We start from the raw sequence: 23,825 nt of genomic DNA, 5'->3' as shown, positions 1-23,825 counted from the left end.
CCCGGGGCTCAGTGGGTGGCCAGCTCGCGGGGTTCGACGGCCAGGGCGTGCGCGTCCATGCGCTCGGCGGAGAGGATCGCGGCGGCCGTGTCGGCGCGGGAGGCCGCCACGACGAGGGCGCGCCCCGCGAGGGCGTGGGCGCGACGGTGAAGGGTCACGAGGCGGGATGTGTGAGGCGCCGCGGCGGCCTGGGCGCGGACCGGCGCGGTACCGCCGCGCAGTCGTGTCACCTGCTCGGTGAGCCGGTCGGCGCCGGCGTCCAGGTCCGCGGACGGCGCGAGCGCGCGGATCTCGTCCGTCACGGCGAGCAGTGCCGCGAGGTGACCGGCGAGCTGGATGTCCAGCTCCTCCTCGCGCGACCGGTGGGGGAAGTCGGAGGAAGGGGCGCCGGCCATCGTGTGGACCGACTTCGTGCGGATCGGTTCGTACATGGGATGGCCTCCTGTGCCTGACAGGAAGCCATCCTAGCTTGGATTTCGTCTAAAGTTGAGCCGGTTCGTGAAATGGGGCGCGGCGCGTACGCAGGGTGAGCGCGCGCCGCGTCACCCGAGGGCGTCACGGCTGGCTGTAGCCGTCCAGGAACGTGCCGATCCGGGTCACCGCGTCCGTCAGGTCCCCGACCGTCGGCAGGGTGACCACGCGGAAGTGGTCCGCCTCGGGCCAGTTGAAGCCCGTCCCCTGGACGACCATGATCTTCTCGCGGCGCAGCAGGTCGAGCACCATCTGCCGGTCGTCCTTGATCTTGAAGACCTTCGGGTCGAGACGCGGGAAGAGGTACAGCGCCCCCTTCGGCTTCACGCAGGTCACGCCGGGGATCTGTGTCAGCAGCTCGTGCGCGACGTCCCGCTGCTCCTTCAGGCGCCCGCCCGGCAGGACCAGGTCGCTGATCGTCTGCCGCCCGCTGAGCGCCGCCACCACCCCGTGCTGCCCCGGCATGTTCGCGCACAGGCGCATGTTCGCGAGGATCGTCAGTCCCTCGATGTAGGACTCCGCGTGCGCGCGCGGTCCCGAGACCGACATCCAGCCGACCCGGTAGCCCGCCACCCGGTACGCCTTCGACATGCCGTTGAAGGTGAGGGTGAGTAGATCCGGGGCGATCTTGGCGGTCGCGGTGTGCGTGGCGTCGTCGTAGAGGATCTTGTCGTAGATCTCGTCGGAGCAGACCAGCAGGTTGTGCCGCCGGGCGATGTCCGTGAGTCCCCGGAGCATGGCTTCGTCGTACACCGCGCCGGTCGGGTTGTTCGGGTTGATGATGACGATCGCCTTGGTGCGGTCGGTGACCTTCCGCTCCACGTCCGCGAGGTCCGGCATCCAGTCGGACTGCTCGTCGCAGCGGTAGTGCACGGCCGTGCCGCCGGACAGGGAGACCGCCGCGGTCCACAAGGGGTAGTCCGGGGCCGGTACGAGGACCTCGTCGCCGTCGTCCAGCAGGCCCTGCATCGCCATCACGATGAGCTCGGAGACGCCGTTGCCGATGAAGACGTGCTCGACGTCCGTCTCGATGCCGAGGGTCTGGTTGTGCATCACGACCGCGCGGCGGGCGGCGAGCAGCCCCTTGGCGTCGCCGTAGCCGTGCGCCGAGGAGACGTTGCGGAGGATGTCCTCGAGGATCTCGGGCGGACACTCGAACCCGAAGGCCGCCGGGTTGCCCGTGTTGAGCTTGAGGATGCGGTGACCGGCCGCTTCGAGCCGCATCGCCTCCTCAAGAACCGGACCCCGGATCTCGTAGCAGACGTTGGCGAGCTTCGTGGACTGGATCACCTGCATGTCCGTGAGCTTACGGCCGTGTAACGCACATCGGGGCGTGTTTTTCACCACGTGAGACGTGACGGTTCGGGTCTCTTTGTCCGCTCGCTACTCCGTAAGCCCTGGTGGTCCCTACAATGCGCGATCATGTCCTGGCAGACCGGAGATCCCGAAGCCCGGCCGAAGGTGTACCTCCCACAGGGCGACGGGGAGACTCCTCCGGCCTATGAGACGTACACCGATCCGGCCGAGGCGCACGGCTGGCGGAAGGCGTACGCGGACGGAGACGAGACCGCGGTCCTGGACATCGTGCCCGGTGACCCGGCGGGGCGGCACGAGCGTCTGCGGCGCCGCAGACGTGCCCGGCTGACCCGGCGGCTGGCCGTGGCCGGGGGCGCGGCGTGCGTCGTGGTCCTCGGCGTCGTCGTCGTGGGGGCGTTCGACTCCGGGGCGGCCGACGGGACGGGCGGCACGCCCGTGAGGACGGCCGGGCCCGCCCACCTCGCGACGGGACCCGCGCAGTCGGCCGAGGGATCCACCGCGGCCACGTCGGCCCAGCCGCAGGCCACCGGGCCGGCGACCACGTCCGCGGCGGCGTCGGCCGCCGCCTCGGCCACCGCGTCCGGGAGCACGGGCGCCGCCTCGCCGGGCGCGACCACGACCGCGGGGGGCTCTTCCACGGCCCCGGCGCCGTCCGCCCCCTCCACGCCCCCCGCGTCCACCGCGCCCCCGTCCTCCGCGTCCCCCACCGCGACCGCCTCGGCGACCGGTGGCACCAGCGGCGGCCATGGGCACGGGCCTGGGCACGGGCACGGGCGAGGAGGCTGAAGGCGGCCCGACCGGCAGCCGGTCCCAGTAGGTTGGCCCTGCCGCACGGGGGAGGCAGGGCATGGAATTCTCGCTGTTGAACGACGAGCCGGTGGCCGGACCGGGTGACGATCTGCTGGGCACCGGCCGGGCCGCCCGCGAACTCGCCAGGCTGCTGCACGACTCGCGCGCCGCGACCCCCCTCACCCTCGCGGTGGACGCCGGGTGGGGCATGGGCAAGAGCAGCCTGATGCGGCTCGTGGACGCGGAGTTGCGGACCAAGGAGGGCGTGCACACCGTCTGGTACAACGCCTGGACCTCGACGGGTGCCGACGCGCTGGAAGGCCTGATCAAGTCCGTCCTGATGCGGTTCGACCGGCGAGTGCTGCGACGGGCGCTGCACCGGGTGTCGGAGCAGCGGGCACTCGTCGGCGTGTTCCGGGCGGCGCTGACGCTCGTGGCCGGCCCGCTCGGGATCGCCGCCCTCGTCGACCGGCTCTGGCGGGACCTCTCCGTCGACGCCCAGTCCCGCAACGCCATGCGTGACGCGCTGCGCGAGCTGACGGCGGACTGGGTCGAGTCCGCGCCGTACGACACCCGGCGCCTGCTCGTCGTCTTCATCGACGACCTGGACCGCTGCTCCGAGGAGACCGTGCTCGCGGTGTGCGAGGCGGTGAAGGTGTACCTGGACGTGCCGGGGCTCGCCTTCGTCGTCGGGTGCGACCGGTCGGCGCTGGGGCCGAGCGGGCTGCTGCGGGATCTGTCGCCGGCCGGGTCGGCGTTCATGGAGAAGATCTTCCAGACCAGCTACCGGGTGCCGGTCCCGGCGGTCGCCAGGATCCGGGCGTACGTCGACGAGTGCGCGGAGCGCTCCGGCATCCAGGACCTGCTCGGCGACCACCTCGCCGAGCTGATCGCCCTGCGCTCCGCCCGCAACCCGCGCCGCATCAAAAGGCTCATCAACGGCTTCGGCCTGGAGTGCGCGCTCAACCCCGTCTGGGAGTCGTTCAGCGCGGAGGCGGTGATCCGGGTCCTGCTGCTCCAGCAGCTGTACCCCGACTTCTACCGGGTGCTGCTCGCCCGCGACGGCGCCGATGTGCACGCGGCCCGGGAGTTCCTCCGCTACCGCTCGGCCCGGCGGGTGCTGAGCCAGCCCTTCGCCCAGCCCGCGGAGGGGGCCTGGCCGGTCGCGGTGAGCTGTCTGCTCGCGTACGACCTGGTCGTGCCGGAGCCGGACCGGCCCGAGGACTGGGGCACGCTGCTCGCCCGGCTGGAGGAGTATCTGCCCACCGGTTTCCCGGAGTTGGCGCTCGACCAGAACTTCGGCCGGCTCATCGAGGAGCTGATGGCGCTGACCGAGGTGGACGACCTGGTGGGGCAGTTGCAGCAGGGGGCGCCCCTGCTCGCGGCGGCTCGGCCGGACGAGCCGCCGGAGCCCGGTCCGGTGCCGCCCGGCGCCGCCCGCCCGCCGTACGCCGGGATGCAGGTTCTCTGGATCGACGACCACCCCGAGCGCAACACCCAGTTCGCCGAACTGCTGGAGGCGCAGGGGGCCCGCGTCTGGGTGGCCACGGACCGGGACCGTGCCGAGCACGTCCTCGGTGTCACCCGGATCGACCTGCTCATCTCCGATGTGCAGCGCGGGCTGGACCGGGAGGCGGGACTCACCGATCTGCGCGGCTGGCGCGAGAGCGAGCGGTATCTCGGACCCGCCGTCTTCTTCACCAGCCGCACCACCCCGAACCGCGAGACCCGCGCCGGGGCGCTCGACGCGCGGGTCGCCACGAGCGGCGCGCTGCTCTTCCGCTACGCCGAGGAAGCCTACGAACAGGCCGCCCTCTAGGACACGCCCCAGGACGCGCCAGAGGACACGCTCCAGGACACGCCCCAGGACACGACCAAGGGCCCGTCCTCCGCGCGGACGACGGGACTTCGCGGGCACGCCCTAGGCCGGAAACCGCTCCTTGTCCGTCTTTCCCTCCCCCCTCACAATGCACATGACAAAAGGATGGCCGGAAGACCTCCGGTCAACGGAAGGTGACCGGATGACCTTCGGTCGCCCCAAGTCGCAAGAGGGGACCCCCACATGAGAAAGCCTCTCGTCGCCGCTCTGTTCGCCCTGGTGATCGCCGGGGCGGGCGCGGCACCCGCGGTCGCGGCACCCGCGCCCGAGTCCGCCCCCACGCACCTGTCGGCCAGAGCCGTTCCTGCGGACACCAAGGCGGCGGCGCCCACGCTCCAGGCCGTCAGCCTGGCCGGGACCGTCGCGCTCAGCAACTGCTCCGGCTCGGTCATCCGCTTCCCCAACTCGGCGGACACCGACCCGGCGCTCGTGCTCTCCAACGGCCACTGCCTGGAGACCGGCTTCCCGGACCCCGGTGAAGTGATCGTCGGCCAGGCCTCCAGCCGGACCTTCGGTCTGCTCAACTCTGCGGGCACCAGGGTCGCGACCCTGCGCGCCAACAAGGTCGCGTACTCGACGATGACCGACACGGACATCACGATCTACCAGCTCACCAGCACCTACACGACCATCAAGAACTCGTACGGCATCAGCGCGCTGACCGTGCAGAACACGCACCCGACCGCCGGAACCGCGATCACCGTGGCCTCCGGCTACTGGAAGCGGCTCTACAACTGCAGCATCGACGGCTTCGCGTACCGCCTCAAGGAGGGCGGCTGGACCTGGAAGGACTCGGTCCGCTACACCTCCGCCTGCAGCACCATCGGCGGCACCTCGGGCTCGCCGGTCGTCGACCAGTCCACCGGCAAGGTCGTCGCCGTCAACAACACCGGCAACGAGGACGGCGAGCGCTGCACGGTCAACAACCCGTGCGAGGTCGACGCGAGCGGCAACGTCACCGTCCGGCAGGGCATCAACTACGCCGAGGAGACCTATCAGATACCGGCCTGCTTCACGACCGGCAACAAGCTCGATCTGAGCGCGAGCGGGTGCGTCCTGCCCAAGCCGTAGTGCCGCGGGAGGGCGGGCGGTCACGCCGCGCGGCGGACCGCCCGTCCCGCCAGTACGTCCGTCCTGCGCCCGTCCTCGACGACGAAACGGCCGTCGATCAGGACGTGCGGGATGCCGGTCGGCAGAGTGCGCGGCGCCGCGAACGTCGAGCCCGCCGCGACCGTGGCCGGGTCGAAGAGAACCAGATCGGCGCGGTACCCCTCGCGGACGAGACCGCGGTCGGGCAGCCGCAGCCGGGCTGCCGGGCGGCCGGTGAGATGGGCGACGCACTCCTCCAGCGAGAGGACGCCCAACTCCCTCGCGTACCGGCCGAGATAGTGCGGGAAGGTGCCGTAGGCGCGCGGGTGCGGTTTGTCGCCGCGCAGGATGCCGTCGGAGCCGCCGGTGTGCACGGGGTGCCGCATGATCGCCCGGACGTTCTCCTCGTGACCGACGTGCTGCAGGATCGTCGGGCCGAGACGGTCCTCGACCAGCAGACGGCGGGCGGTGGTCCAGGGGGCCTCGCCGTGCAGGTCGGCGGACTCCTGGACGGTGCGGCCGACGTACCGGCCGAGCCCCGGGTCGCTCACCCCCGAGATCTCGATCGTGTCCCACTCGATGGGGACACCGTGGCAGCCGTCCGCGCCCACGACCTCCATGTGGTGCCGGACGCGTTCGGCGGTCGCGTCGTCCCGCAGCCGGGTGAGAACCGCCTCCGGCCCGCCCTCGCCCGCCCAGCTCGGCAGCATCGCCACGAGGGTGGTGCATCCGGGGGTGTAGGGATAGGTGTCCAGGGTGATGTCCGCACCCTCCGCCAGCGCCTTGTCCAGCAGGGCGAGGAGGTCCGGCGCCTTCCCCTCGTTCACGCCGAAGTTCATGGTGGCGTGGGCGAGATGGAGCGGGCAGCCCGCCTCGCGGGTGAGGGTCACCATCTCCGCGTACGCCTCCAGGGCGCCCGCCCCGTAGGAGCGGTGATGCGGGCAGTAGTAGCCGCCGTGCTCCGCCACCACCCGGCACAGGGCGGTGAGTTCGGCGTCCTTGGCGTACATCCCGGGGGTGTAGGTCAGTCCGGAGGACATGCCGACCGCGCCCTCCCGCAGCCCGTCCGCCACCAGCCGCCGCATCCGGTCCAGCTCCCGCGGCGTCGCCTCGCGGTCCTCCCAGCCGACGGCGAGCATGCGGACGGTGCCCTGGGGGACGAGGTAGGCGGCGTTCACGGCGATGCCCTCGCCGTCGAAGCCGTGGTCGAGACGGTCCAGGTACTCGCCCACGGAACGCCAGGTGAAGTCGATGTCGTCGCCGTGGCCGTTCCAGCCGGTGATCGTCCGGCGGACCTCGGCGAGCGTACGGTCGTCGACCGGGGCGTACGACAGGCCGTCCTGGCCGATGACTTCGAGGGTCACCCCCTGGGCGGCCTTCGCGCTGTGGTCCGGGTCCCGCAGCAGCGCGAGGTCGCTGTGCGCGTGCATGTCGATGAAGCCGGGGGAGAGGACGAGACCCTCGGCGTCCAGCTCGCGTGTGCCGCGCGGCCGCTGACAGCCGGCCGCCGCGGCCTCCTTGACGATCGCGACGATCCGGCCGCCCTTGACGGCCACGTCGGCGCGGTAGGTGGCGGCGCCGCTGCCGTCGGCGACGTCCACGTCCTGGATGACCAGGTCGGCGTGATCCATGGGGCGTCTCCGGCTTCTAGAAGAACGTGCGGATGTAGTCGACGACCGTGCCGTCCGCCTCGACCAGCGGGATCAGCTGCCACTTGTCGAAGGACGTGCACGGATGGGACAGGCCCATGCCGAGCCAGTCGCCGACCTCCAGATCCGCCTCCGGTGCCGTACGCAGCCAGGCGTGCTGGTCGGAGAGTCCGCTGACCTCGATGCCGACCGCTGGGCGCTCGGCGCCGTCCCGGCGCACGACCTGGGCGAAGGGGAGGTCGAGGTCGTGGGCCGCGTCCCGCTTGCCCGCGTTGCTGAAGGCCTGCTCGGCCGAGGGCCGGGAGACGACCTGCGACCAGAGGCGGAACGCCGGGTGCAGGGCGCCCTCCTCCGGGACGCGGGCGAACGGGGTCAGCTTGCGGTAGTGGCCGTCGTCGTGCGAGACGTACGCGCCCGAACGCAGCAACTTCAGCACGGGGAGGGAGAGTTCCGGGATCTCCGCGAAGACGTCGGCGACCGCGTCGAACCAGGCGCTGCCTCCCGCGCTGACGACGACCTCGTCGACGCCCTTGAAGCGTCCGGCGCCGTCGAACTCCGCCGCGAGCGCGGTCAGCCGCCGCAGCCAGGCGTGCACCCGTCCGGGATTCGCGTCCGGGACCTCGCCCTCGTACCCCGCGACGCCGACCAGCCGGAGCGTCGCCGTCGCCGCCACCGCGTCCGCGACCGCCGCGCACTGCGCCTCCGTACGCACGCCGGTACGGGCGCCCTCGCCGGCGGCGAGTTCGACGACGACGTCCACCGGGCGGGCGCTCCCGCGCAGCGCGGCGTCCATCAGCTCCACACCGCGCACCGAGTCGACGTAACAGATGAACCGGAAGTCCGGGTCCCCGGCCAGCTCGGTGGCGATCCACCGCAGCGCCGCCGCGTCGACGAGTTCGTTCGCCAGGAAGATCCGGTCGATGCCGAACTTCCGCGCCACGCGCACCTGGTGGGGGACCGCGAGGGTGATGCCCCAGGCGCCGTGCTCGATCTGCCTCCAGAACAGCTGCGGAGCCATGGACGTCTTGCCGTGCGGGGCGAACGCGAGGCCGTGCCGGGTGGCGTACGTCTCCATGAGTTCGAGGTTGTGGGTCAGGCGCTCGGCGGAGAGAGCGAGGACGGGGGTGGTGAAGCCGTCCGTGAAGAGGTTGCGGTGCTGGGCGGCCAACTCGCCGACGCTCAGGCCGTCCGCGTCCGGGGGGAGGCCCTTGAATCGGTGGTCGACGCGGTCCGCCGCGAGAGCGGCCAGCGGTGCGGCGGCGGTGTCGGCACTCATGGGGCCTCCTTGGACTTCCCGGATGCGTTGCACACTGCGCAACGCTCATTGCGTATGTCGCGCACTGCTGTCTAACATCCCAGCCAACGCAGGGTCAACGGTGCCGTTCGCCGCCGTCGGCCGCCAGAGCGAGGAGCCCCGACCATCGTGACCAGCAACGGACCCGCAGGCGCCGCGTCCTCCGACGCCGACCTCGACACCGTCGAGGTGGTGGCGCTCGGCGAGTCCATGGTCACCTTCCTGCCCACCCGGGCCGGGCGCCTCGCCGACGTGCCGTCGTTCGAGCGGGGCATCGGCGGCGCCGAGTCCAACGTGGCGTGCGTGCTCGCCCGTGCCGGTCACTCCGCCCGCTGGGTCGGCAGGGTCGGCGCCGACGGGTTCGGCGATCACCTGCTGGAGGCGATCGCCGCGTACGGCGTCGACACCTCCGCCGTACGCCGGGACCCCGACCGCCCGACCGGCGTCTACTTCCGCACCGCGGGCGACCGGGCGACCGACGCCCACGAAGTCGCCTACTACCGTGCCGGATCCGCCGCCTCCGCGATGACCGCACGGAACGTGGACCTGGCCGCCGCCCGCTCGGGCCGCGTGCTGCACCTGTCCGGCATCACCGCCGCGCTGTCCGACGGCTGCCTCGCGCTGATGCGCGAACTGACCGCCCCGCGGCCCGGCCGCCCCCTGGTCTCCTTCGACGTCAACCACCGCCCGGGGCTGTGGCGCGACCCCGAAGCGCCGCGCGTCCTGCTCGACCTCGCGCGCGGCGCCGACATCGTCTTCGTCGGGGACGACGAGGCCCGCGAGGCCTGGGGGCTGCGCGGGGCGCGCGCGATCCGCGAGGCACTGCCCGAACCGGACGTCCTGGTCGTCAAGTACGGCAAGGGCGGAGCCGTCGTGTTCGACAAGGACGCCCCCGAGGGGACCGAGGACGCCACCGGCACCGCCACCTTCGTCCGTGCCCTGCGGGTCGACGTCGTCGCGGCCGTCGGCGCCGGCGACGCCTTCGCCGCCGGGTTCCTCTCCGCCACCCTCCGCGGCCTCCCCGTCCGCGACCGGCTGCGCCACGGCCACCTGATGGCCGCCGCCGCACTCACCGTCCCGGGCGACCTCGCCGAGCCGCCCGCCCGCGGGCACGCCGACCGGCTAGCCGCTCTCGACGACCGTGCGTGGGAGACACTTCGTCTCGGCCCCGGCTGGACCGAAGCCGACGCACGGGCCGCGGAGGAGGTTCGTACGCCATGAGTCAGACCGTCGACCGAGCGCTGAGCATTCTGCCCCTGCTCGCCGAGGGCCCCGCCGACCTCGGACAGGTCGCCGACCGCCTCGGCGTCCACAAGTCCACCGCGCTCCGCCTGCTGCGCACCCTGCACGAGCACGGCCTGGTCCACCGCCAGTCCGACCAGCGCTACCGTCTCGGCGCCCGCCTCTTCGCCCTCGCGCAGGAGGCCGTCGAGAACCTCGACGTCCGCGAGATCGCCCACCCCCACCTCGTCCGCCTCAACGAACAGTGCGGACACACCGTCCACCTCGCCGTCCACGAGGAGAACGAGGTCCTCTACATCGACAAGGTGGAGAGCCGCTACCCGGTGCGCATGTACTCGCGGATCGGCAAGCCCGTCGCCATCACCGTCGCGGCGGTGGCCAAACTGCTCCTCGCCGACCTGCCCGAGGCCGAGCGCCGCGCCCTCGCCGACAAGCTCGACTACCCCATGTACACGGCCCGTTCGATCCCCAGCGCCCCCGCCTTCCTGAAGGAGCTGGCGACGGTGCGCGAACAGGGCTGGGCCACCGACCTCGGTGGTCACGAGGAATCCATCAACTGCGTCGCCGCCCCCATCCGCGGCGCCGACGGACGCGTCTGTGCCGCCATGTCGGTCTCCGCGCCCAACGTCGTCGTCACCGCCGACGAACTGCTCAGCCTGCTCCCGCTGGTGCGCCGTACGGCGGACGCCATCAGCCGCGACTACTCCGGCAAAGCCCCCACGAAGGAATGATCACCGCATGACCGACAAGATCGCCCTCATCCCCAAGACCCACACCACCCCGCCCGCCAAGTTCTCGCACGGCGTGAGGAAGGGGAACATCCTCCAGGTCGCCGGTCAGGTCGGCTTCCTGCCCGCCGAGGAGGGCAGGCCCCCGACGCCCGCCGGGCCGACCCTGCGCGAGCAGACGCTGCAGACCCTCGCCAACGTCAAGGCGATCCTCGAAGAGGGCGGCTCCGGCTGGGACGACGCGATGATGATCCGCGTCTACCTCACGGACACCGGCCACTTCGCCGAGATGAACGAGATCTACAACCAGTACTTCGAGGAGCAGGGCCTCACCGCGCCCCCCGCCGCCCGCACGACGGTCTACGTCGGCCTGCCGGCCGGACTCCTCGTCGAGATCGACGTACTCGCCGTTCTCGGCTGACGTCCGCTCTCCGGGCTGACGCCCTCCCTCCGGGCTGACGCCCGTTCAACTCCCGCATCCCGTACGTCATCACGGTGCGGCGACCGCCACCCTGCGGCGCCGCACCGCGATCCGCCCTGCCCGAAAGCTCCATGGATCTACGAAAACGAGGCCCCCCGACATGTCGTCGTACCCGCTCGCAGCGACAGCCCCGGCCCCGGAGACCCCACCCCACACCGGTGGTCTCCTGCTTCTCCTCGACGGCACGGCCGGACTGCTCACGGTCGCCGCCCTCGGTATCGCGCTCCTCCTCTTCCTGATCATCAAGATCAGGCTCCAGCCGTTCGTCGCCCTGCTCGCCGTCTCCATAGCCGTCGGCCTCGCCGCCGGGCTCTCGGTCACGGAACTGTTCGGCACGGTCCAGAAGTCCACCGCGGTGTCGGTCATCGAGACCGGCATGGGCGGCATCCTCGGCCATGTCGCGATCATCATCGGCCTGGGCACCATGCTCGGCGCGATCCTCGAAGTCAGCGGTGGCGCCGAGGTGTTGGCGTCCCGGCTGCTCAACCTCTTCGGTGAGAAGAGGGCCCCGCTCGCCATGGGCCTGACCGGCCTGATCTTCGGCATCCCGGTCTTCTTCGACGTCGGCATCTTCGTCCTCGCGCCGCTCGTCTACGCCGCCGCCAAGCGATCCGGCAAGTCGATCCTGCTCTACTGCCTGCCGCTGCTCGCCGGCCTGTCGATGACCCACGCCTTCCTGCCGCCGCACCCCGGTCCGGTCGCCGCCGCGGGACTGCTGCACGTCCAGCTCGGCTGGGTCATCCTCATGGGCATCGTCTGCGGTGTCCCCGCCGTACTGGCCGCCTGGGTCTACGCCGCCTGGATCGGCAAGCGGATCTTCGTCCCCGTCCCGCAGGACATGGTCGAGGCGGCCGCCGAGGCCAAGCGGGCCGTCGTCGAGGAACAGCGCGCCGCGGGCACCCTCCGGCCGGGCGGAGCCGGGAGTCCGGAGGAAGCCGGGAGTCCGGAGGAAGGCGCCGAGCCGCGGGAGAAGCCGGTGCCGCTCGGCACGGTCCTCGGCATCATCGGTACGCCCCTGGTGCTGATCCTCGCGGCCACCTTCTCCTCGATCGCCCTCGACCCTTCCACTCCGCGCTCGGTCATCGAGTTCTTCGGCCACCCTTTCGTGGCCCTCACGATCGCCCTGGTCCTCGCCTACTACCTGCTCGGCATCCGGCGCGGCTGGTCCCGCAAGTCCCTGGAGACCGTGTCGACTTCGTCCCTGAAGCCGGTCGGCAACATTCTGCTGGTGGTCGGTGCGGGCGGCGTCTTCGGCGCCGTGCTGAAGGCGAGCGGAGTCGCCCAGGCCCTCTCGGACACCTTCAACGACGTCGGCCTCCCGGTGATCGTCCTGGCCTATCTGATCTCCCTGGTCCTGCGGGTCGCCCAGGGCTCGGCGACGGTCGCGATCGTCACCACGGCCGGCATCGTCGCCCCGCTGCTCGTCGAGGGCGACCACTCCCAGGCCTTCGTAGCCCTGGTCATCATGGCGATCTCGGCGGGCTCGATCTTCGCCTCGCACGTCAACGACGGCGGCTTCTGGATGGTCGCCAAGTACTTCGGCATCAGCGAGCGCGACACCCTCAGGACCTGGACCGTTCTCGAGTCGGTGCTGTCCGTCGCGGGGTTCGTCGTGGCCGCCGCGGTCAGTGTCTTCGTCTAGCCGTGGCGGGCCTCTTCGTGTAACAGAGGCATAGCTAAGTAGGGGCTGGCTGTGTCCGACACAGGATCTTCGACCATACTTCCCGCTGTGGAGCAGCGCATAGGTTCGAAGAGCCAGCCCCTGGACGCCGCCGCGGTGAACCCGGCGTACATCCCCGGGCTTACGTCACCCGTGCCGGCGGAGCCGAAGGACGCGGTCGAGAAGTCCGAGGAGGCCGCCGCCGAGGGGACCGTCTCCGACGAGACGGTCTCCGACGACGCGGCGTCCGACGAGGCGGCGTCCGACGAGGCGCCCGCCGCCGAGACCCCGAAGGAGCCCGCGTCCGAAGAGGAATCCGAGGCCGGGACGGAACAGGAGTCCCGGACGGAACCGGAAGTCGGCCCCGCCCCCGACGGTCCCGTCTTCGAGGCCTCCGACCGGCGCGCCTCGATCACGGCCGACCACAGCGGCGTACGCCTCCGCCTGGACGACCAGGAGGCGGAGTTCCGCTGGGACGAGATCGGCGCCGTCGAGACGGAGTCGCCGCGCTTCGGCAAGAGGTTCACCATCACGGTGCACACGCCGGACCGCCGCTGGTATCCCCTCGAGATCGAGGCGAGCGCCCGGTCACGCTTCAAGGAGTGGGAGGAGCAGCTGGACGCCGTCCTGGACGCCTACTTCGAGGACGGGGACGACACGGAGGACGCCGAGGACGCCAAGTCCGCCGGGGTGTCCGAGACCTCCGAGGCGCCCGGCGCTTCCGACGACGAGTCCGAGGCCACGGAGGCTTCCGACGCGTCCGAGGAGTCCGAGTCCGAGGCGCCCGAGGAGTCCGAGTCCGACGCGTCCGAGAAGAAGGACAAGGGCGAAAAGCCGTAACCGGTACGGGGAACCGCGCGCCAGGTCACGCGGGGCGCGCGGTTCCCCGGTCACCGACCGGTCGGCCTCCTAGGCGCAGTACTGGGCCGCCTTGCCGATGGACCGGTACATGCAGTCGGCGTTCTCCAGGAGTTGGAGCACCGCGTCCCGGTTCCTGGACGTCTCCCGCTCGATGACCTCGTCGGGCGGGTAGAAGCCGCCGCCGGAGCTGGACGACGGATACATCTCGAAGGTGTAGTCGAAGATCTTCTGGCTTCCCCAGAGATAGTCGTCGATCGAACCGTCCGTGATGTACAGGTCACTGGCCTGTTCGGCCGTGTAGCCGTTGCTGGCGGCCATCTTCTGGCCGACGGTCTTGAAGGCGTTGTAGTCGTCCGCCGTCATCCCCGTGGCGGTGTCGGAGTACGTGTACCCGAACGGCCACAGCACCAGCTCGCTGTAGGTGTGGAAGTCGATGCCGGCCTTGATCTGCTGCTTGCCGCCGACGACCCGGCCCCGTACGAAGTCGGCGACCACCTTCACCTCGGGGGCCGACTCGGCCGACGTTCCGCGGTAGGTCTCCGAGGACGTGGAACCGGAAGAGCCGCCGCAGCAGCCCCACTTGTAGTTCCAGTTGCGGTTCAGGTCCGTACCGACGTACGAGGAGCCGGAGTTGGGCTGGCGGTTCTTGCGCCAGGAGCGGTAGGAGCCGCTCGCGATGTCGTACTCGCCGCCGTCCGGGTTGAGGTCCGGGACGAGCCAGATCTCGCGGTTGTTCACCATGCTGGTGACGCGGGAGTCGCTGCCGTAGCCCGCCCCGAGTTCACGCAGCAGGTACAGCGCCATCTCCACCGTGAGGTGCTCGCGGGCGTGCTGGTGGAAGGTGAGGAGGACCTCGGGTTCGCTCTCGTCGGTCGCGACGTTGTCGCTGACCTTGATCGCGACGATGTCCCGGCCCTGGTACGACTTGCCGATCACCCTCTTGCTCATGATGCTCGGGTAGGCGGCCAGCCGCTGGTCGATCTCCGTGTTCGTCTCCGCGTAGTTGTGGTACTTCGCGTCCGCCGTCGGGAAGTCGAAGAGGCGCACGTCGGAGGCGCCGGCGGCACGGTCGGGCGCCGAGCCCAGCAGGGAGACGTCGTAGCCCTGCCGGCGCAGCTTGCCGATCTGGTCCGCGCGGCCCGAGACGACGACGGTCTCCTCGTCGGCCTCGTCCACGGTGACGCCGGACTGCTGGATCGCCGTACGGGACACGGGAGTCGAGCTCTGGTGGATCTCGTACTGCCTGATGTCGTCGGCCGAGGGCGCGGGGGCCTTGGCCCCGTTCGCCGTGGCGTCGGTGGCGGTGGCGGTGAGGGGGGCGGCGAGGGCGAGGGCCGCGAGGACGGCGAGGGCGGCGCCGCGCCGGCCGCCTCTGCCCTTGCCGTCGGTGCTGCCGCGGCCGCTGCCGCGTATGCGAAGTCGCATGAAGTCTCCTTGTTTCTCCAGGAATTCCGGGATCTCCGGAAGGTGGGGAGTGGAGCGGGGGGTGGTCCATGGCGACGTGCCTGGTATGGGTGTGGCGCTCATGGTGGGCCCATGGCATGAGCAGGTCAAGACGCGTCGGGGAGCCGGTGGCGCGAATCGGCCGTAAGGGCGTCCCGACCGGGGGCGCGGGTGGCGCACTACCCCGCGTTCCCTTGGGTCGGGCCTCCCGTCCGGGGTGGGAACGGCCGCTCGGTGGCCTGTCCCGTCGGCGGACGTGGCCCGGCCCCGGCTGCGGGGCAGCCGGGGCCGGGATCCTTCCTTTGCTGAGCGACGGTGGAGCGGATCGTGGAGGGAGCCGGGGGTTACAGGCCGTGCACCTTCGGGCCCACCGCGTTCGACCAGGCGTTGCCCGCCGAGGCGTCCCAGTTCGTCGACCAGGTCATCGCGCCGCGCAGGGCCGGGTAGGTCCTGGAGGGCTTGAACGAGCCGCAGTTGGTGAGCTTGGTCAGGCAGTCGAGGGCGTTGTTCACGATCGTCGGGGAGACGTAGCCGCTGCCCGCGCCGCTGGTGGAGGCGGGGAGGCCGAGGCCGACCTGGGACGGGGAGAGACCGCCCTCCAGCTGGATGCAGGCGAGTGCCGTCAGGAAGTCGACCGAGCCCTGCGAGTAGACCTTGCCGTCGCAGCCGAGCATCGAACCGCTGTTGTAGTACTGCATGTTGACGACGGTGAGGATGTCCTTGATGTTCAGGGCGGTCTGGAAGTAGGCGTTCGAGGTGGACTGCATGTCGATCGTCTGCGGGGCCATCGTGATGACCAGGGACGAGCCGGCCTTCGCGGACAGGGATCGCAGCGCCTGTGACATGTAGGTCGCGTTGAGTCCGTTCTCCAGGTCGATGTCGACGCCGTCGAAGCCGTACGTCTGCATCAGGGAGTGGACGGAGTTGGCGAAGTTCGTGGCCGACGCCGAGTCGCTCACCGAGACGGTGCCGTTCTGGCCGCCGATGGAGATGATGACCTTCTTGCCCGCGGCCTGCTTGGCCTTGATGTCGGCCTTGAACTGGTCGACGGTGTAGCCGCCCAGCCCGGCCGAGTCGAGGGTGAAGCTCACGGCGCCCGGCGTGCTGGTGGCGTCGGCGAAGGCGACGGCGATGATGTCGTACTGCGACTGCACGGCGGAGATCCTCTGGACGGTCGCGCCGTTGTTGAAGTTCTGCCAGTAGCCCGTCACGGCGTGCGCGGGCACGGTTCCGCCGCCCCCGCCGCCGCCCGAGGCGGCCGTCGTCGCGGTGACGGCCGACGACTTCGCCGACTCACCGGCCGAGTTGGTCGCGCTGACCTGGAACGAGTACGACGTGGAGGCGGCGAGTCCCGAGACGGTCGCGGAGGTTCCGGTCACCGACTGGACCTTGGAACCGCCCTGGTACACGTTGTAGCCGGTCGCGCCCGACACCGTGTTCCAGGCGAGGGAGACGGACGAGGCGGTCGTGGAGGGCGCGGAGAGTCCGGCCGGGGTCGCCGGGACCGTCGGGGCCGGGTCGCCGCCACCGCCGCCGTCGGGACCGAACACCGAGAGATCGTCGGCGAAGTAGGCGGTCTGTCCGTACCAGCCGTGCGTGTAGACCGTCACCGACGTCGTCGAGGCACCGGTGGTGAAGGTGGTCGTCAGCTGCTTCCAGGAGGAGGAGTCGGGCGTCCATGTCGACACGTCCGTCGTCCCGGTGCCGGTCGCCCCGAGGTAGGTGTAGCCGCCCTGCACCCAAGCACTCAGCGTGTACGTCGAGTTGGGTTTGACGGCGACGGACTGCGTGCACTTGGCGTTGTCCTGCCCCGCGGGCGTGCCCTTCAGCGCGGCCGAGCCGCCGTGCACCGGCGAGGAGACGGTCGCACCGCTGCTCGCCGAACACGTCCAGTTGCTCAGGCCGGACTCGTAGCCGCCGTTCTTGGCGTTGTTGACGTCGGCGGCCTGGGCCTGGCCGGCCAGGCCGGTGAGGGAGAGGACGGACGCGGTGACGGCGGCGGCGAGGGCTCCCGCCCATCTCCGCCTGGGCATACGGGTGACGCGGTCCACTGGGTCCTCCGGGGAGAGGTGGGGGAGGGGGAACGGAACGGTGGCCACCGCCGGTGGATACAAGTTGGTCCAGACCAATCGGGTTGTCAAGACCTCTGGAGTTCTCAACAGCCTTACCGGGGCGTTGAGTTGTGATCACCCGGCTCACTCTCCGTTGATCACGCCCGCACCTTCGGTGAGATGATCTCGGAGATTCGGTGTTGAGCGGGCCACGCCGTGGATATGGTGCTGATGCAAGAGGACGTCACAGTGACGATCTGCGGCCGTTTGTGGTCGTCCGTGATGCTCCATGGCGATAAAAGGGGCGATCTGAGGCGGTGGTTGACCACCCCGCCCCAGCGAACGGGGTGTGTGCAGCGTGCCGACCGCGATAGCCGTCACCAGTCCCGATCTGGTGCTCCCACCGCACGACCGGCAGACCCCGCCGGCGGTCGTCCAGCCGCTCGACACCCTGGAGAACTCCCTCACCGGGATGCACGCGCTCATCGAACAGCACGGGTATGTCATCTCCCTCTACCCGTCCTCCGTCGAGGGCGCCGTCACCCAGCGGCTGCACACCGTCCGTTCCGTCCTGGAGAGCGACCGCATCGCACTGCTCGGCATCGACCTGCCGCCGCTCGGAGTCGCCCTGCTGGCCCAGCAGTTGCGCCAGCTCTCCGTCTGCGACTTCAGCCCCGGCGTGCTCGCCTCCGCCGCCCGGCTGCTCGCCCACTACATCTACGCCGGCGCCCTGCTCGGCTCCGTCGCCAAGCTCGACCGGGTCCCGGTCTCGCTGAAGTCGCACGCCAAGTCGTGGGTTCCGAGTGCCCAGTTCGCCGTACTCGCCAACCCGCGGCCCGAACTGATCAGAGTCGGCCAGGATGAGCTGCCCGGACCGGAGTTCGGCACCCGGCTGCTCTGGGCCGCGGGCCAGCCGCCCTCCGACTGGGTCACCGAGACACTCGCACCCGCCTGGCGCGTCCAGGGCGTCGCGACCGTCCCGCTGCCCGAGGAATCGGCCCGCTGGTGGGGGACGTCACGGCTCGTCGAATTCGCCGCCGGACTGTACGACGTCTCCGTCCTCTACCAGCTCGTCTCGTCCGTCCGGCGGGAGCAGTGCCACTGGTGCGGCCTCGAACTCATCGGTGACCGCTGCGGGTTCTGCGCCGCGCCCTTGCCGCCGCCTTCCGCACAGGAGCTTCCGGCCACCGTCGTCCGGGCAGCCTCTTCGGTACGCGCTCTGCCCCGAGGCGCCACATAGGCCCCTCGGGCACATCTGAACAGCACCAGGCACGACCGCTCGACCCCGCCGTCCGCCGTAGATCGAGGTTGTCCGGAACATGCTGCATCATCCCGGGGGACACCCCCCGGCTCCCCGGCAGGAAAGACAGCTCGGTCCAGTCCCCGGTACCGCCCCACGAGGTGAGATTCAGTGAACTCGCGCCAGCGCCGCGGCGTCATCCTGCTGGTCCTCTCGGTCCTGTGCGCCCTCGGCGCCTTCGCCGGAGTCCTCTCGGTGATCCGCGACGTGAACTCCAAGGTCGGCCCGGAGGTCACGGCGTACCGCCTGAAGAACGACATCGCGCCCTACAAGGAGCTGTCGGCCGACCAGTTCGAGAAGATCTCGATGCCCGAGCGGTGGCTGTCGTCCACCGCCGTCACCAGCCTCTCCCGGATCCGCGGCAAGATCGCCGTCACCCGCCTGGAGAAGGGCTCCCTGCTGCAGGCCGACATGATCGTGGACCGGCCCCGACTGGCGGCCGGGCAGCAGGAGATCGCCATCATGATCGACGCGGCCACCGGTGTCGCGGGCAAGATCAACCCCGGCTCGCGGGTCAACATCTACGCCACCTTCAAGGCGGAGAACGACAAGGGCACCGACCAGTCCAAGGTGATCGTCGAGAACGCGCGCGTCATCGACGTCGGCAAGCTCACCGCCCTGGACCCCGGCCAGTCCAGCTCCGACCGGCGCAGCAGCGCCAACCAGGCCGTCCCCATCACGTTCGCCCTCGGCACCGCCGACGCCCAACGTGTCGCGTACGCCGAGTCGTTCGCCGAACATGTCCGGCTCGCCCTGGTCGCGGGCGGCTCCGACGCGGCCGTCGCGCCCGGCGACCGTACGTACACCCTCGACGAGGACAAGTAGGAGGCCGCGCATGAGGTCCATGCCCACGGGGCGGTGCCGAGGGTCGCGTACGAGGCCGAGGCGTACGGGTCAGGACCGATGGCCGGCGACGTCGCCCCGCCGGACGCGCGGCGGACGGGACGGAGGGCCCGTCGAGTCGCCGTCCCGCGGGGAGCGGGGCCGGTGCTCCGGAGCCCGGCGGCGGGTCCGCGGGGTGCCCGGCCGGTGCTCCGAAGTGCGGATCACGCTCGGAGGATCGGGCCGAGGCCCCGGCGTGCGGCAGGCGGACGGGCGGCCGGACCGGTCGTCCGGGGCTCGATGGCGCCTCCACGGGGTGCCGGGCCCAGGAGCCGGTCCCCGGCGCGTGGAAGAGGGGCTGGGCCGATGACCGTCCGCATCCTTCCCGCCGTCGGCGACATCGACTCGGCCCGCGCGCTCACCACCCTGCTGAGCCAGCTCGCCGACACCGAACCCGCTCCGCCCGTACCCGACTCGACGGCGCTTCTCGACACGCTCGCGCGGCTCGCCGCCGAGTCCCTCGACGAGCTGCCCGAAGTGGTCCTGGTCCATGAACGCATAGGCCCCGTAACGGCGTTGGATCTGATCCGCGACCTCGTCATGCGTTTCCCCGCGGTCGGAGTCGTCCTCATCACCGCCGACACCAGCACCGGCGTCCTCACCGCCGCCATGGACTCCGGTGCCCGCGGCATCATCGGCCTGCCCCTCGGCTACGACGCCCTCGCCGAGCGCGTGCAGGCCGCCGCCGCCTGGTCGGCCGGCATGCGCCGCCACCTGCACAGCGGCGCGCCCGAGCTGTACGCGGGCCCCGGCGGCACCGTCGTCACGGTGACCGGTGCGAAGGGCGGCGTCGGCGCGACGGTGACAGCGGTCCAACTCGCTCTCGCCGCACAGGCGTCCGGCCGCAACGTGGCGCTGCTCGACCTCGACCTCCAGTCCGGGGACGTGGCGTCGTACCTCGACGTGCAGTTCCGCCGCTCGGTGGCCGACCTGGCGGCCATCAGCGACATCAACCCGCGCGTCCTCCAGGACGCCGTCTACACCCACGACAGCGGCATCGCCCTGCTCCTCGCCCCCGCCGAGGGCGAACGGGGCGAGGAGGTCACCGACCGCGTGGCCCGGCAGGTCCTCGGCGCGCTGCGCTCCCGCCACGACGTGGTGATCGTCGACTGCGGCTCCCAGATGAACTCGGCCACCGCGGCGGCCGTCGAGATGGCCGACCAGGCCCTGCTCCTCGTCACCCCCGACGTCATCGCCGTCCGCGCCGCCAAGCGCATGGTCCGTATGTGGGACCGCCTCCAGATCCGCAAGGCGGAGGAGACCACGACGGTCGTGAACCGCTTCGCCCGCGGTACGGAGATCCAGCCGTCCCTCGTCGAGCGTGTCACCGGCACCAAGGTCGCCCGCTCCGCGGTCCCCGCCGCCTTCAAGGAACTCCAGTCGGTCGTCGACGCCGGACGGCTGCAGGACCTGGACGCCCGCTCGACCGTCAAACAGGCGCTGTGGGCGCTGGCCGGCGAGCTGGGTCTCGTGGTCGCCCAGGAAGGCGGGGGCGGCGGCAGACGTCGTAAGGCGTCCGCGTCGGACCGGGGCGCGCTCTCGCTGCGGCGCAGGGGCGGCGACCGGGGAGCGGTCACCCTCGAATTCGCCGGGATGTTCCCGCTGTTGCTCGTCGTCATGACGATCCTGTGGCAGTGCGTGCTGTACGGCTACTCGTACTCGCTCGCCGGGAACGCTGCGGACGAGGCGGCACGCGCCGCCACCGCCGCGTACGCGGTCGACGAAGACGTCGCGGGCGCGTGCGCGGCGGCGGGGAGCGAGCATCTGCCGGGGGCCTGGAGCGGCGCCGAGATCGACTGCGGTCCGGCAGGCTCCGTCATGAGGGCCACCGTCGAGGTCGACGTCCCGCTGTTCTTCCCGGGATTCGACGCCGGATTCCACGTACGGGGCACCGCGGGCGCGGCACTGGAGGGGGACGACTGATGAGGACGCTCCTCCGGCGCGGGCTCCGCCCGTCGAGCAGGTTCCGCGCCCTGCCCCGGCCCCGGGGCGACCGGGGTGTCTCCATCCTGGAGTTCACCGGGTTCCTGCCCATTCTGCTGCTCATCGGGATGGCGGCCATCCAGCTCGGTCTCATCGGGTACGGAGTCAACCAGGCCGGTTCCGGGGCGCGGGCCGCCGCGCGGGTCCAGTCGCAGGGAGGCGACGGCACGGCGGCCGGGCAGGCGGCGGTGAGCGGATGGCTGAACCCGAGCGTGACGCCCGGGGAAGGGCCCGACCTGACCACCGCCACCGTCCAGGTCACCGTCCCCGGGGTCATTCCCCTGCTCGGCCCCTACACCGTGACCCGCCACGCCACCATGCCCACCGACGACTGACCGGGAGGAGCCGAGACCATGAGCCTGCGTTCCCGTATCGCCGCCCCCGACGAGGGGGGACCCGCCCGTGAGGATGGACACCTCGTCGCCGTCTACCGCGCGAAACTCCTCGAGGAGATCGACCTCGCCGAGATGTCGAGCCTGGCGGCGGCCGAACGCCGGGTCCGTCTCGAACGGGTCCTCGGCCACATCATCAGCCGCGAGGGCCCCGTCCTCTCCACCGCCGAGCGCTCCCAGCTGATCCGCCGGGTGGTCGACGAGGCCCTGGGGCTCGGCGTCCTCGAACCGCTCCTCGCCGACGCCTCGATCACCGAGATCATGGTCAACGGCCCGGACTCGATCTTCGTGGAACGAGCCGGCCGCGTCGAACAGCTGCCGCTCCGCTTCGCGTCCAGCGAGCAGCTCATGCAGACCATCGAGCGCATCGTCTCGACGGTCAACCGCCGCGTGGACGAGTCCAACCCGATGGTCGACGCCCGCCTGCCCACCGGCGAGCGCGTCAACGTCATCATCCCGCCGCTCGCCCTGACCGGCCCCACCCTCACCATCCGCCGCTTCCCGCGCGCGTACACGCTCCCGGAACTGATCGGCCTCGGTTCGCTCGACGAACAGATGCTCATGCTCCTCGCGGCCTTCGTCCGGGCCCGTTTCAACGTCATCGTCAGCGGCGGCACCGGCAGCGGCAAGACCACCCTGCTGAACGCGCTCTCCGGGCTGATCCCGTCGCACGAGCGCATCATCACCATCGAGGACTCCGCCGAACTCCAGCTCCAGCAGGAGCACGTCATCCGCCTCGAGTCCCGCCCCCCGAACGTGGAGGGCAAGGGCCAGATCACCATCCGCGACCTGGTCCGCAACTCCCTGCGCATGCGCCCCGACCGCATCATCGTCGGTGAGGTCCGCGGCGGCGAGACCCTCGACATGCTCCAGGCGATGTCGACCGGCCACGACGGCTCGCTCGCCACCGTCCACGCGAACTCCGCCGAGGACGCCCTCATGCGTCTGCAGACCCTCGGCTCGATGTCCGAGGTCCAGATCCCCTTCGAGGCGCTCAAGGACCAGATCAACTCCGCGGTCGACGTCGTCGTCCAGCTGTCCCGGCACGCCGACGGATCCCGCAAGGTCACGGAGATCGCGCTGCTCGTCTCGCACGGCCGTGAACAGTTCCGCGTCGCCCCCGTCACCCGGTTCGTGCCCCGCCCGGTCGGCGCCGACCGCGTCGTCCGGGGCCACTTCGAGCATCTCCCGCTCCCGCGCTCGGTCGCCGAGAAGCTGTACGTCGCCAACGAGCCGCCGCCGCCCGCCTTCGGCGTCGCCGAGGCCATCGACGTCCTCAACACGAGGCAGGCCATCGGATGACGCCGCCCACGCCCGAGCCGCCCGTCTCCGAGCCGCCCACCTCCGAAAGGAGGCAGCCGTGAACGACCCCGCCCTCCTCGCCCTCGGCGGGACCGTCCTCGGCGGCACACTCGCCGTCGCGGGCGTGCACTCGTACGCCTCGGGCCGCGCCCAGCGGCAGGCACTCGTCGACCGCCTCTCCGGCGGCGGTCCGCTGCGCACGGCGGCGGGCAGGGTACGCCGCTTCGCGGGTGTCGACCGCCGACTGCGCCGCACCCGCCTCGGCCGCACGATCCACCTGCGGCTGTCGGCCACCGGACTCGACCTCACGGCAGGGGAGTTCTTCACCTATGTCACCGCCGTGGTCGTCGCTCTGTGGCTGATCGCCGCCGCGACGCTCGCTCCGTTCTTCGGTCCGATCGCCGCCGTCCTCGGAGTGTGGAGCGCGGCCGTCTTCCTCAACTGGCAGCGCCAGAAACGCATCGAGGCATTCATCAACCAGCTCCCCGACGTGGCACGCCTGCTGGCCAACGCGACGGCGGCCGGCCTGGCCCTGCGTACGGCACTCGCCATGGCGGCGGAAGAGCTGGAGGCTCCGGCGGGCGAGGAACTCGCCCATGTGGCTGACCAGTTGATGCTGGGCCGCACCATCGACGACGCCCTCGGCGAGCTCTCCGAGCGCCTGCCCTCCCGCGAGCTGATCGTCCTCGTCACCACCCTCGTCCTCGCCAACAAGGCGGGCGGTTCCGTGGTCAGCTCCCTGCGCAACCTCACCCAGACCCTGGAGGACCGCAAGGAGACCCGCCGCGAGGTCCGCACGATGCTCTCCGAGGTCAACGCGACCGCCTTCACGGTCCCCTTCCTCGGGATCGGTTCCCTGGTCCTGATCAACTCCTCGAACGAGGGGGCCCTCGCCCGCGTCACCGGCTCCCCGCTCGGCCAGGGCCTGGTCCTGCTCGCCCTCGGCCTCTACACCGTGGGCTTCTTCGTCATCCGCAGGCTCGGCAAGATCGAAGTGTGAGGGAGGGGTCAC

20 protein-coding genes are annotated in these 23,825 nt (G+C 71.2%); 14 read left to right on the top strand and 6 right to left on the bottom strand.

Annotated features, from left to right (window positions below):
- Window positions 1-8 precede the first annotated feature (8 nt).
- Window positions 9-431, bottom strand: coding sequence for an SCO4983 family protein (locus tag ACWD68_RS20890; RefSeq protein ID WP_451807911.1), 423 nt, complete (start codon window positions 429-431; stop codon window positions 9-11).
- Between the two features lie 124 nt (window positions 432-555).
- Complete coding sequence (locus ACWD68_RS20885) at window positions 556-1,767, bottom strand: pyridoxal phosphate-dependent aminotransferase (RefSeq protein ID WP_451807910.1); 1,212 nt, start codon at window positions 1,765-1,767, stop codon at window positions 556-558.
- 126 nt (window positions 1,768-1,893) lie between these two features.
- Between ACWD68_RS20885 and ACWD68_RS20880 the strand changes: the two genes are divergently transcribed.
- The 3 genes from ACWD68_RS20880 to ACWD68_RS20870 all read left to right on the top strand — a co-directional run bounded on the left by ACWD68_RS20880 (window position 1,894) and on the right by ACWD68_RS20870 (window position 5,527).
- Window positions 1,894-2,574 carry a hypothetical protein gene (locus tag ACWD68_RS20880; protein ID WP_451807909.1) on the top strand — a complete coding sequence of 227 codons (681 nt, stop codon included), beginning with the start codon at window positions 1,894-1,896 and terminating at the stop codon, window positions 2,572-2,574.
- Window positions 2,575-2,635: 61 nt separating this feature from the next.
- Window positions 2,636-4,396 (top strand): P-loop NTPase fold protein, encoded by a 1,761-nt coding sequence (locus ACWD68_RS20875; RefSeq protein ID WP_451807908.1) that lies wholly within the window; start codon window positions 2,636-2,638, stop codon window positions 4,394-4,396.
- 243 nt (window positions 4,397-4,639) lie between these two features.
- Window positions 4,640-5,527: a S1 family peptidase gene (locus ACWD68_RS20870; RefSeq protein ID WP_451807907.1), complete on the top strand. Its 888-nt coding sequence runs from the start codon at window positions 4,640-4,642 to the stop codon at window positions 5,525-5,527.
- Between the two features lie 20 nt (window positions 5,528-5,547).
- On the opposite strand, the gene ACWD68_RS20865 is transcribed toward ACWD68_RS20870, so the two are convergent.
- A complete protein-coding gene (locus tag ACWD68_RS20865) occupies window positions 5,548-7,176 on the bottom strand; it encodes an N-acyl-D-amino-acid deacylase family protein (RefSeq protein ID WP_451807906.1) in 1,629 nt (542 codons plus the stop codon).
- A 16-nt stretch (window positions 7,177-7,192) separates the two neighbouring features.
- Window positions 7,193-8,470 (bottom strand): amino acid deaminase, encoded by a 1,278-nt coding sequence (locus ACWD68_RS20860; protein ID WP_451807905.1) that lies wholly within the window; start codon window positions 8,468-8,470, stop codon window positions 7,193-7,195.
- A gap of 147 nt (window positions 8,471-8,617) precedes the next feature.
- On the opposite strand from ACWD68_RS20860, the gene ACWD68_RS20855 reads away from it, so the two are divergent.
- From ACWD68_RS20855 to ACWD68_RS20835, 5 genes are all read left to right on the top strand, one after another.
- A complete protein-coding gene (locus ACWD68_RS20855; protein WP_451807904.1) occupies window positions 8,618-9,709 on the top strand; it encodes a sugar kinase in 1,092 nt (363 codons plus the stop codon).
- Window positions 9,706-10,461, top strand: a complete 756-nt coding sequence (locus tag ACWD68_RS20850; RefSeq protein ID WP_451807903.1) for an IclR family transcriptional regulator — start codon at window positions 9,706-9,708, stop codon at window positions 10,459-10,461. The genes ACWD68_RS20855 and ACWD68_RS20850 overlap by 4 nt, the downstream gene beginning before the upstream one ends.
- 7 nt (window positions 10,462-10,468) lie before the next feature.
- Complete coding sequence (locus tag ACWD68_RS20845; RefSeq protein WP_451807902.1) at window positions 10,469-10,879, top strand: RidA family protein; 411 nt, start codon at window positions 10,469-10,471, stop codon at window positions 10,877-10,879.
- A gap of 160 nt (window positions 10,880-11,039) precedes the next feature.
- Window positions 11,040-12,581: a GntP family permease gene (locus tag ACWD68_RS20840; RefSeq protein ID WP_451807901.1), complete on the top strand. Its 1,542-nt coding sequence runs from the start codon at window positions 11,040-11,042 to the stop codon at window positions 12,579-12,581.
- A gap of 87 nt (window positions 12,582-12,668) precedes the next feature.
- Window positions 12,669-13,439 (top strand): hypothetical protein, encoded by a 771-nt coding sequence (locus ACWD68_RS20835; RefSeq protein WP_451807900.1) that lies wholly within the window; start codon window positions 12,669-12,671, stop codon window positions 13,437-13,439.
- A gap of 69 nt (window positions 13,440-13,508) precedes the next feature.
- Here the strand turns inward: ACWD68_RS20835 and ACWD68_RS20830 are convergent, their stop codons facing one another.
- Together ACWD68_RS20830 and ACWD68_RS20825 are read right to left on the bottom strand one after the other, a co-directional pair.
- Window positions 13,509-14,885, bottom strand: coding sequence for a M14 family metallopeptidase (locus ACWD68_RS20830; protein WP_451807899.1), 1,377 nt, complete (start codon window positions 14,883-14,885; stop codon window positions 13,509-13,511).
- 362 nt (window positions 14,886-15,247) lie between these two features.
- Window positions 15,248-16,936 carry a chitinase gene (locus tag ACWD68_RS20825; RefSeq protein WP_451807898.1) on the bottom strand — a complete coding sequence of 563 codons (1,689 nt, stop codon included), beginning with the start codon at window positions 16,934-16,936 and terminating at the stop codon, window positions 15,248-15,250.
- A gap of 376 nt (window positions 16,937-17,312) precedes the next feature.
- Here ACWD68_RS20825 and ACWD68_RS20820 point away from each other — a divergent pair, with 376 nt between their 5' ends.
- The 6 genes from ACWD68_RS20820 (at window position 17,313) to ACWD68_RS20795 (ending at window position 23,813) form a co-directional block, all read left to right on the top strand.
- The gene (locus ACWD68_RS20820; RefSeq protein ID WP_451807897.1) at window positions 17,313-18,194 is read left to right on the top strand and encodes a hypothetical protein; all 882 of its coding nucleotides are present in this window, start codon (window positions 17,313-17,315) and stop codon (window positions 18,192-18,194) included.
- A 171-nt stretch (window positions 18,195-18,365) separates the two neighbouring features.
- Window positions 18,366-19,079: a Flp pilus assembly protein CpaB gene (cpaB, locus tag ACWD68_RS20815; RefSeq protein WP_451807896.1), complete on the top strand. Its 714-nt coding sequence runs from the start codon at window positions 18,366-18,368 to the stop codon at window positions 19,077-19,079.
- A 363-nt stretch (window positions 19,080-19,442) separates the two neighbouring features.
- Window positions 19,443-21,059, top strand: a complete 1,617-nt coding sequence (locus ACWD68_RS20810) for an AAA family ATPase (RefSeq protein WP_451807895.1) — start codon at window positions 19,443-19,445, stop codon at window positions 21,057-21,059.
- On the top strand, window positions 21,059-21,454 hold the full coding sequence (locus ACWD68_RS20805; RefSeq protein ID WP_451807894.1) for a TadE/TadG family type IV pilus assembly protein: 396 nt from the start codon (window positions 21,059-21,061) through the stop codon (window positions 21,452-21,454). The genes ACWD68_RS20810 and ACWD68_RS20805 overlap by 1 nt, the downstream gene beginning before the upstream one ends.
- Window positions 21,455-21,472: 18 nt before the next feature.
- Entirely contained in the window at window positions 21,473-22,813 is a 1,341-nt protein-coding gene (locus ACWD68_RS20800) for a CpaF family protein (protein WP_451807893.1), read from the top strand.
- A 58-nt stretch (window positions 22,814-22,871) separates the two neighbouring features.
- Window positions 22,872-23,813, top strand: a complete 942-nt coding sequence (locus ACWD68_RS20795; protein ID WP_451807892.1) for a type II secretion system F family protein — start codon at window positions 22,872-22,874, stop codon at window positions 23,811-23,813.
- Window positions 23,814-23,825 lie beyond the last annotated feature (12 nt).

This window comes from Streptomyces sp. NPDC005141 (assembly GCF_053599975.1).
The sequence above is the reverse complement of the archived record's forward strand: the minus strand, read 5'-3'. Positions and strand labels throughout refer to the sequence as shown.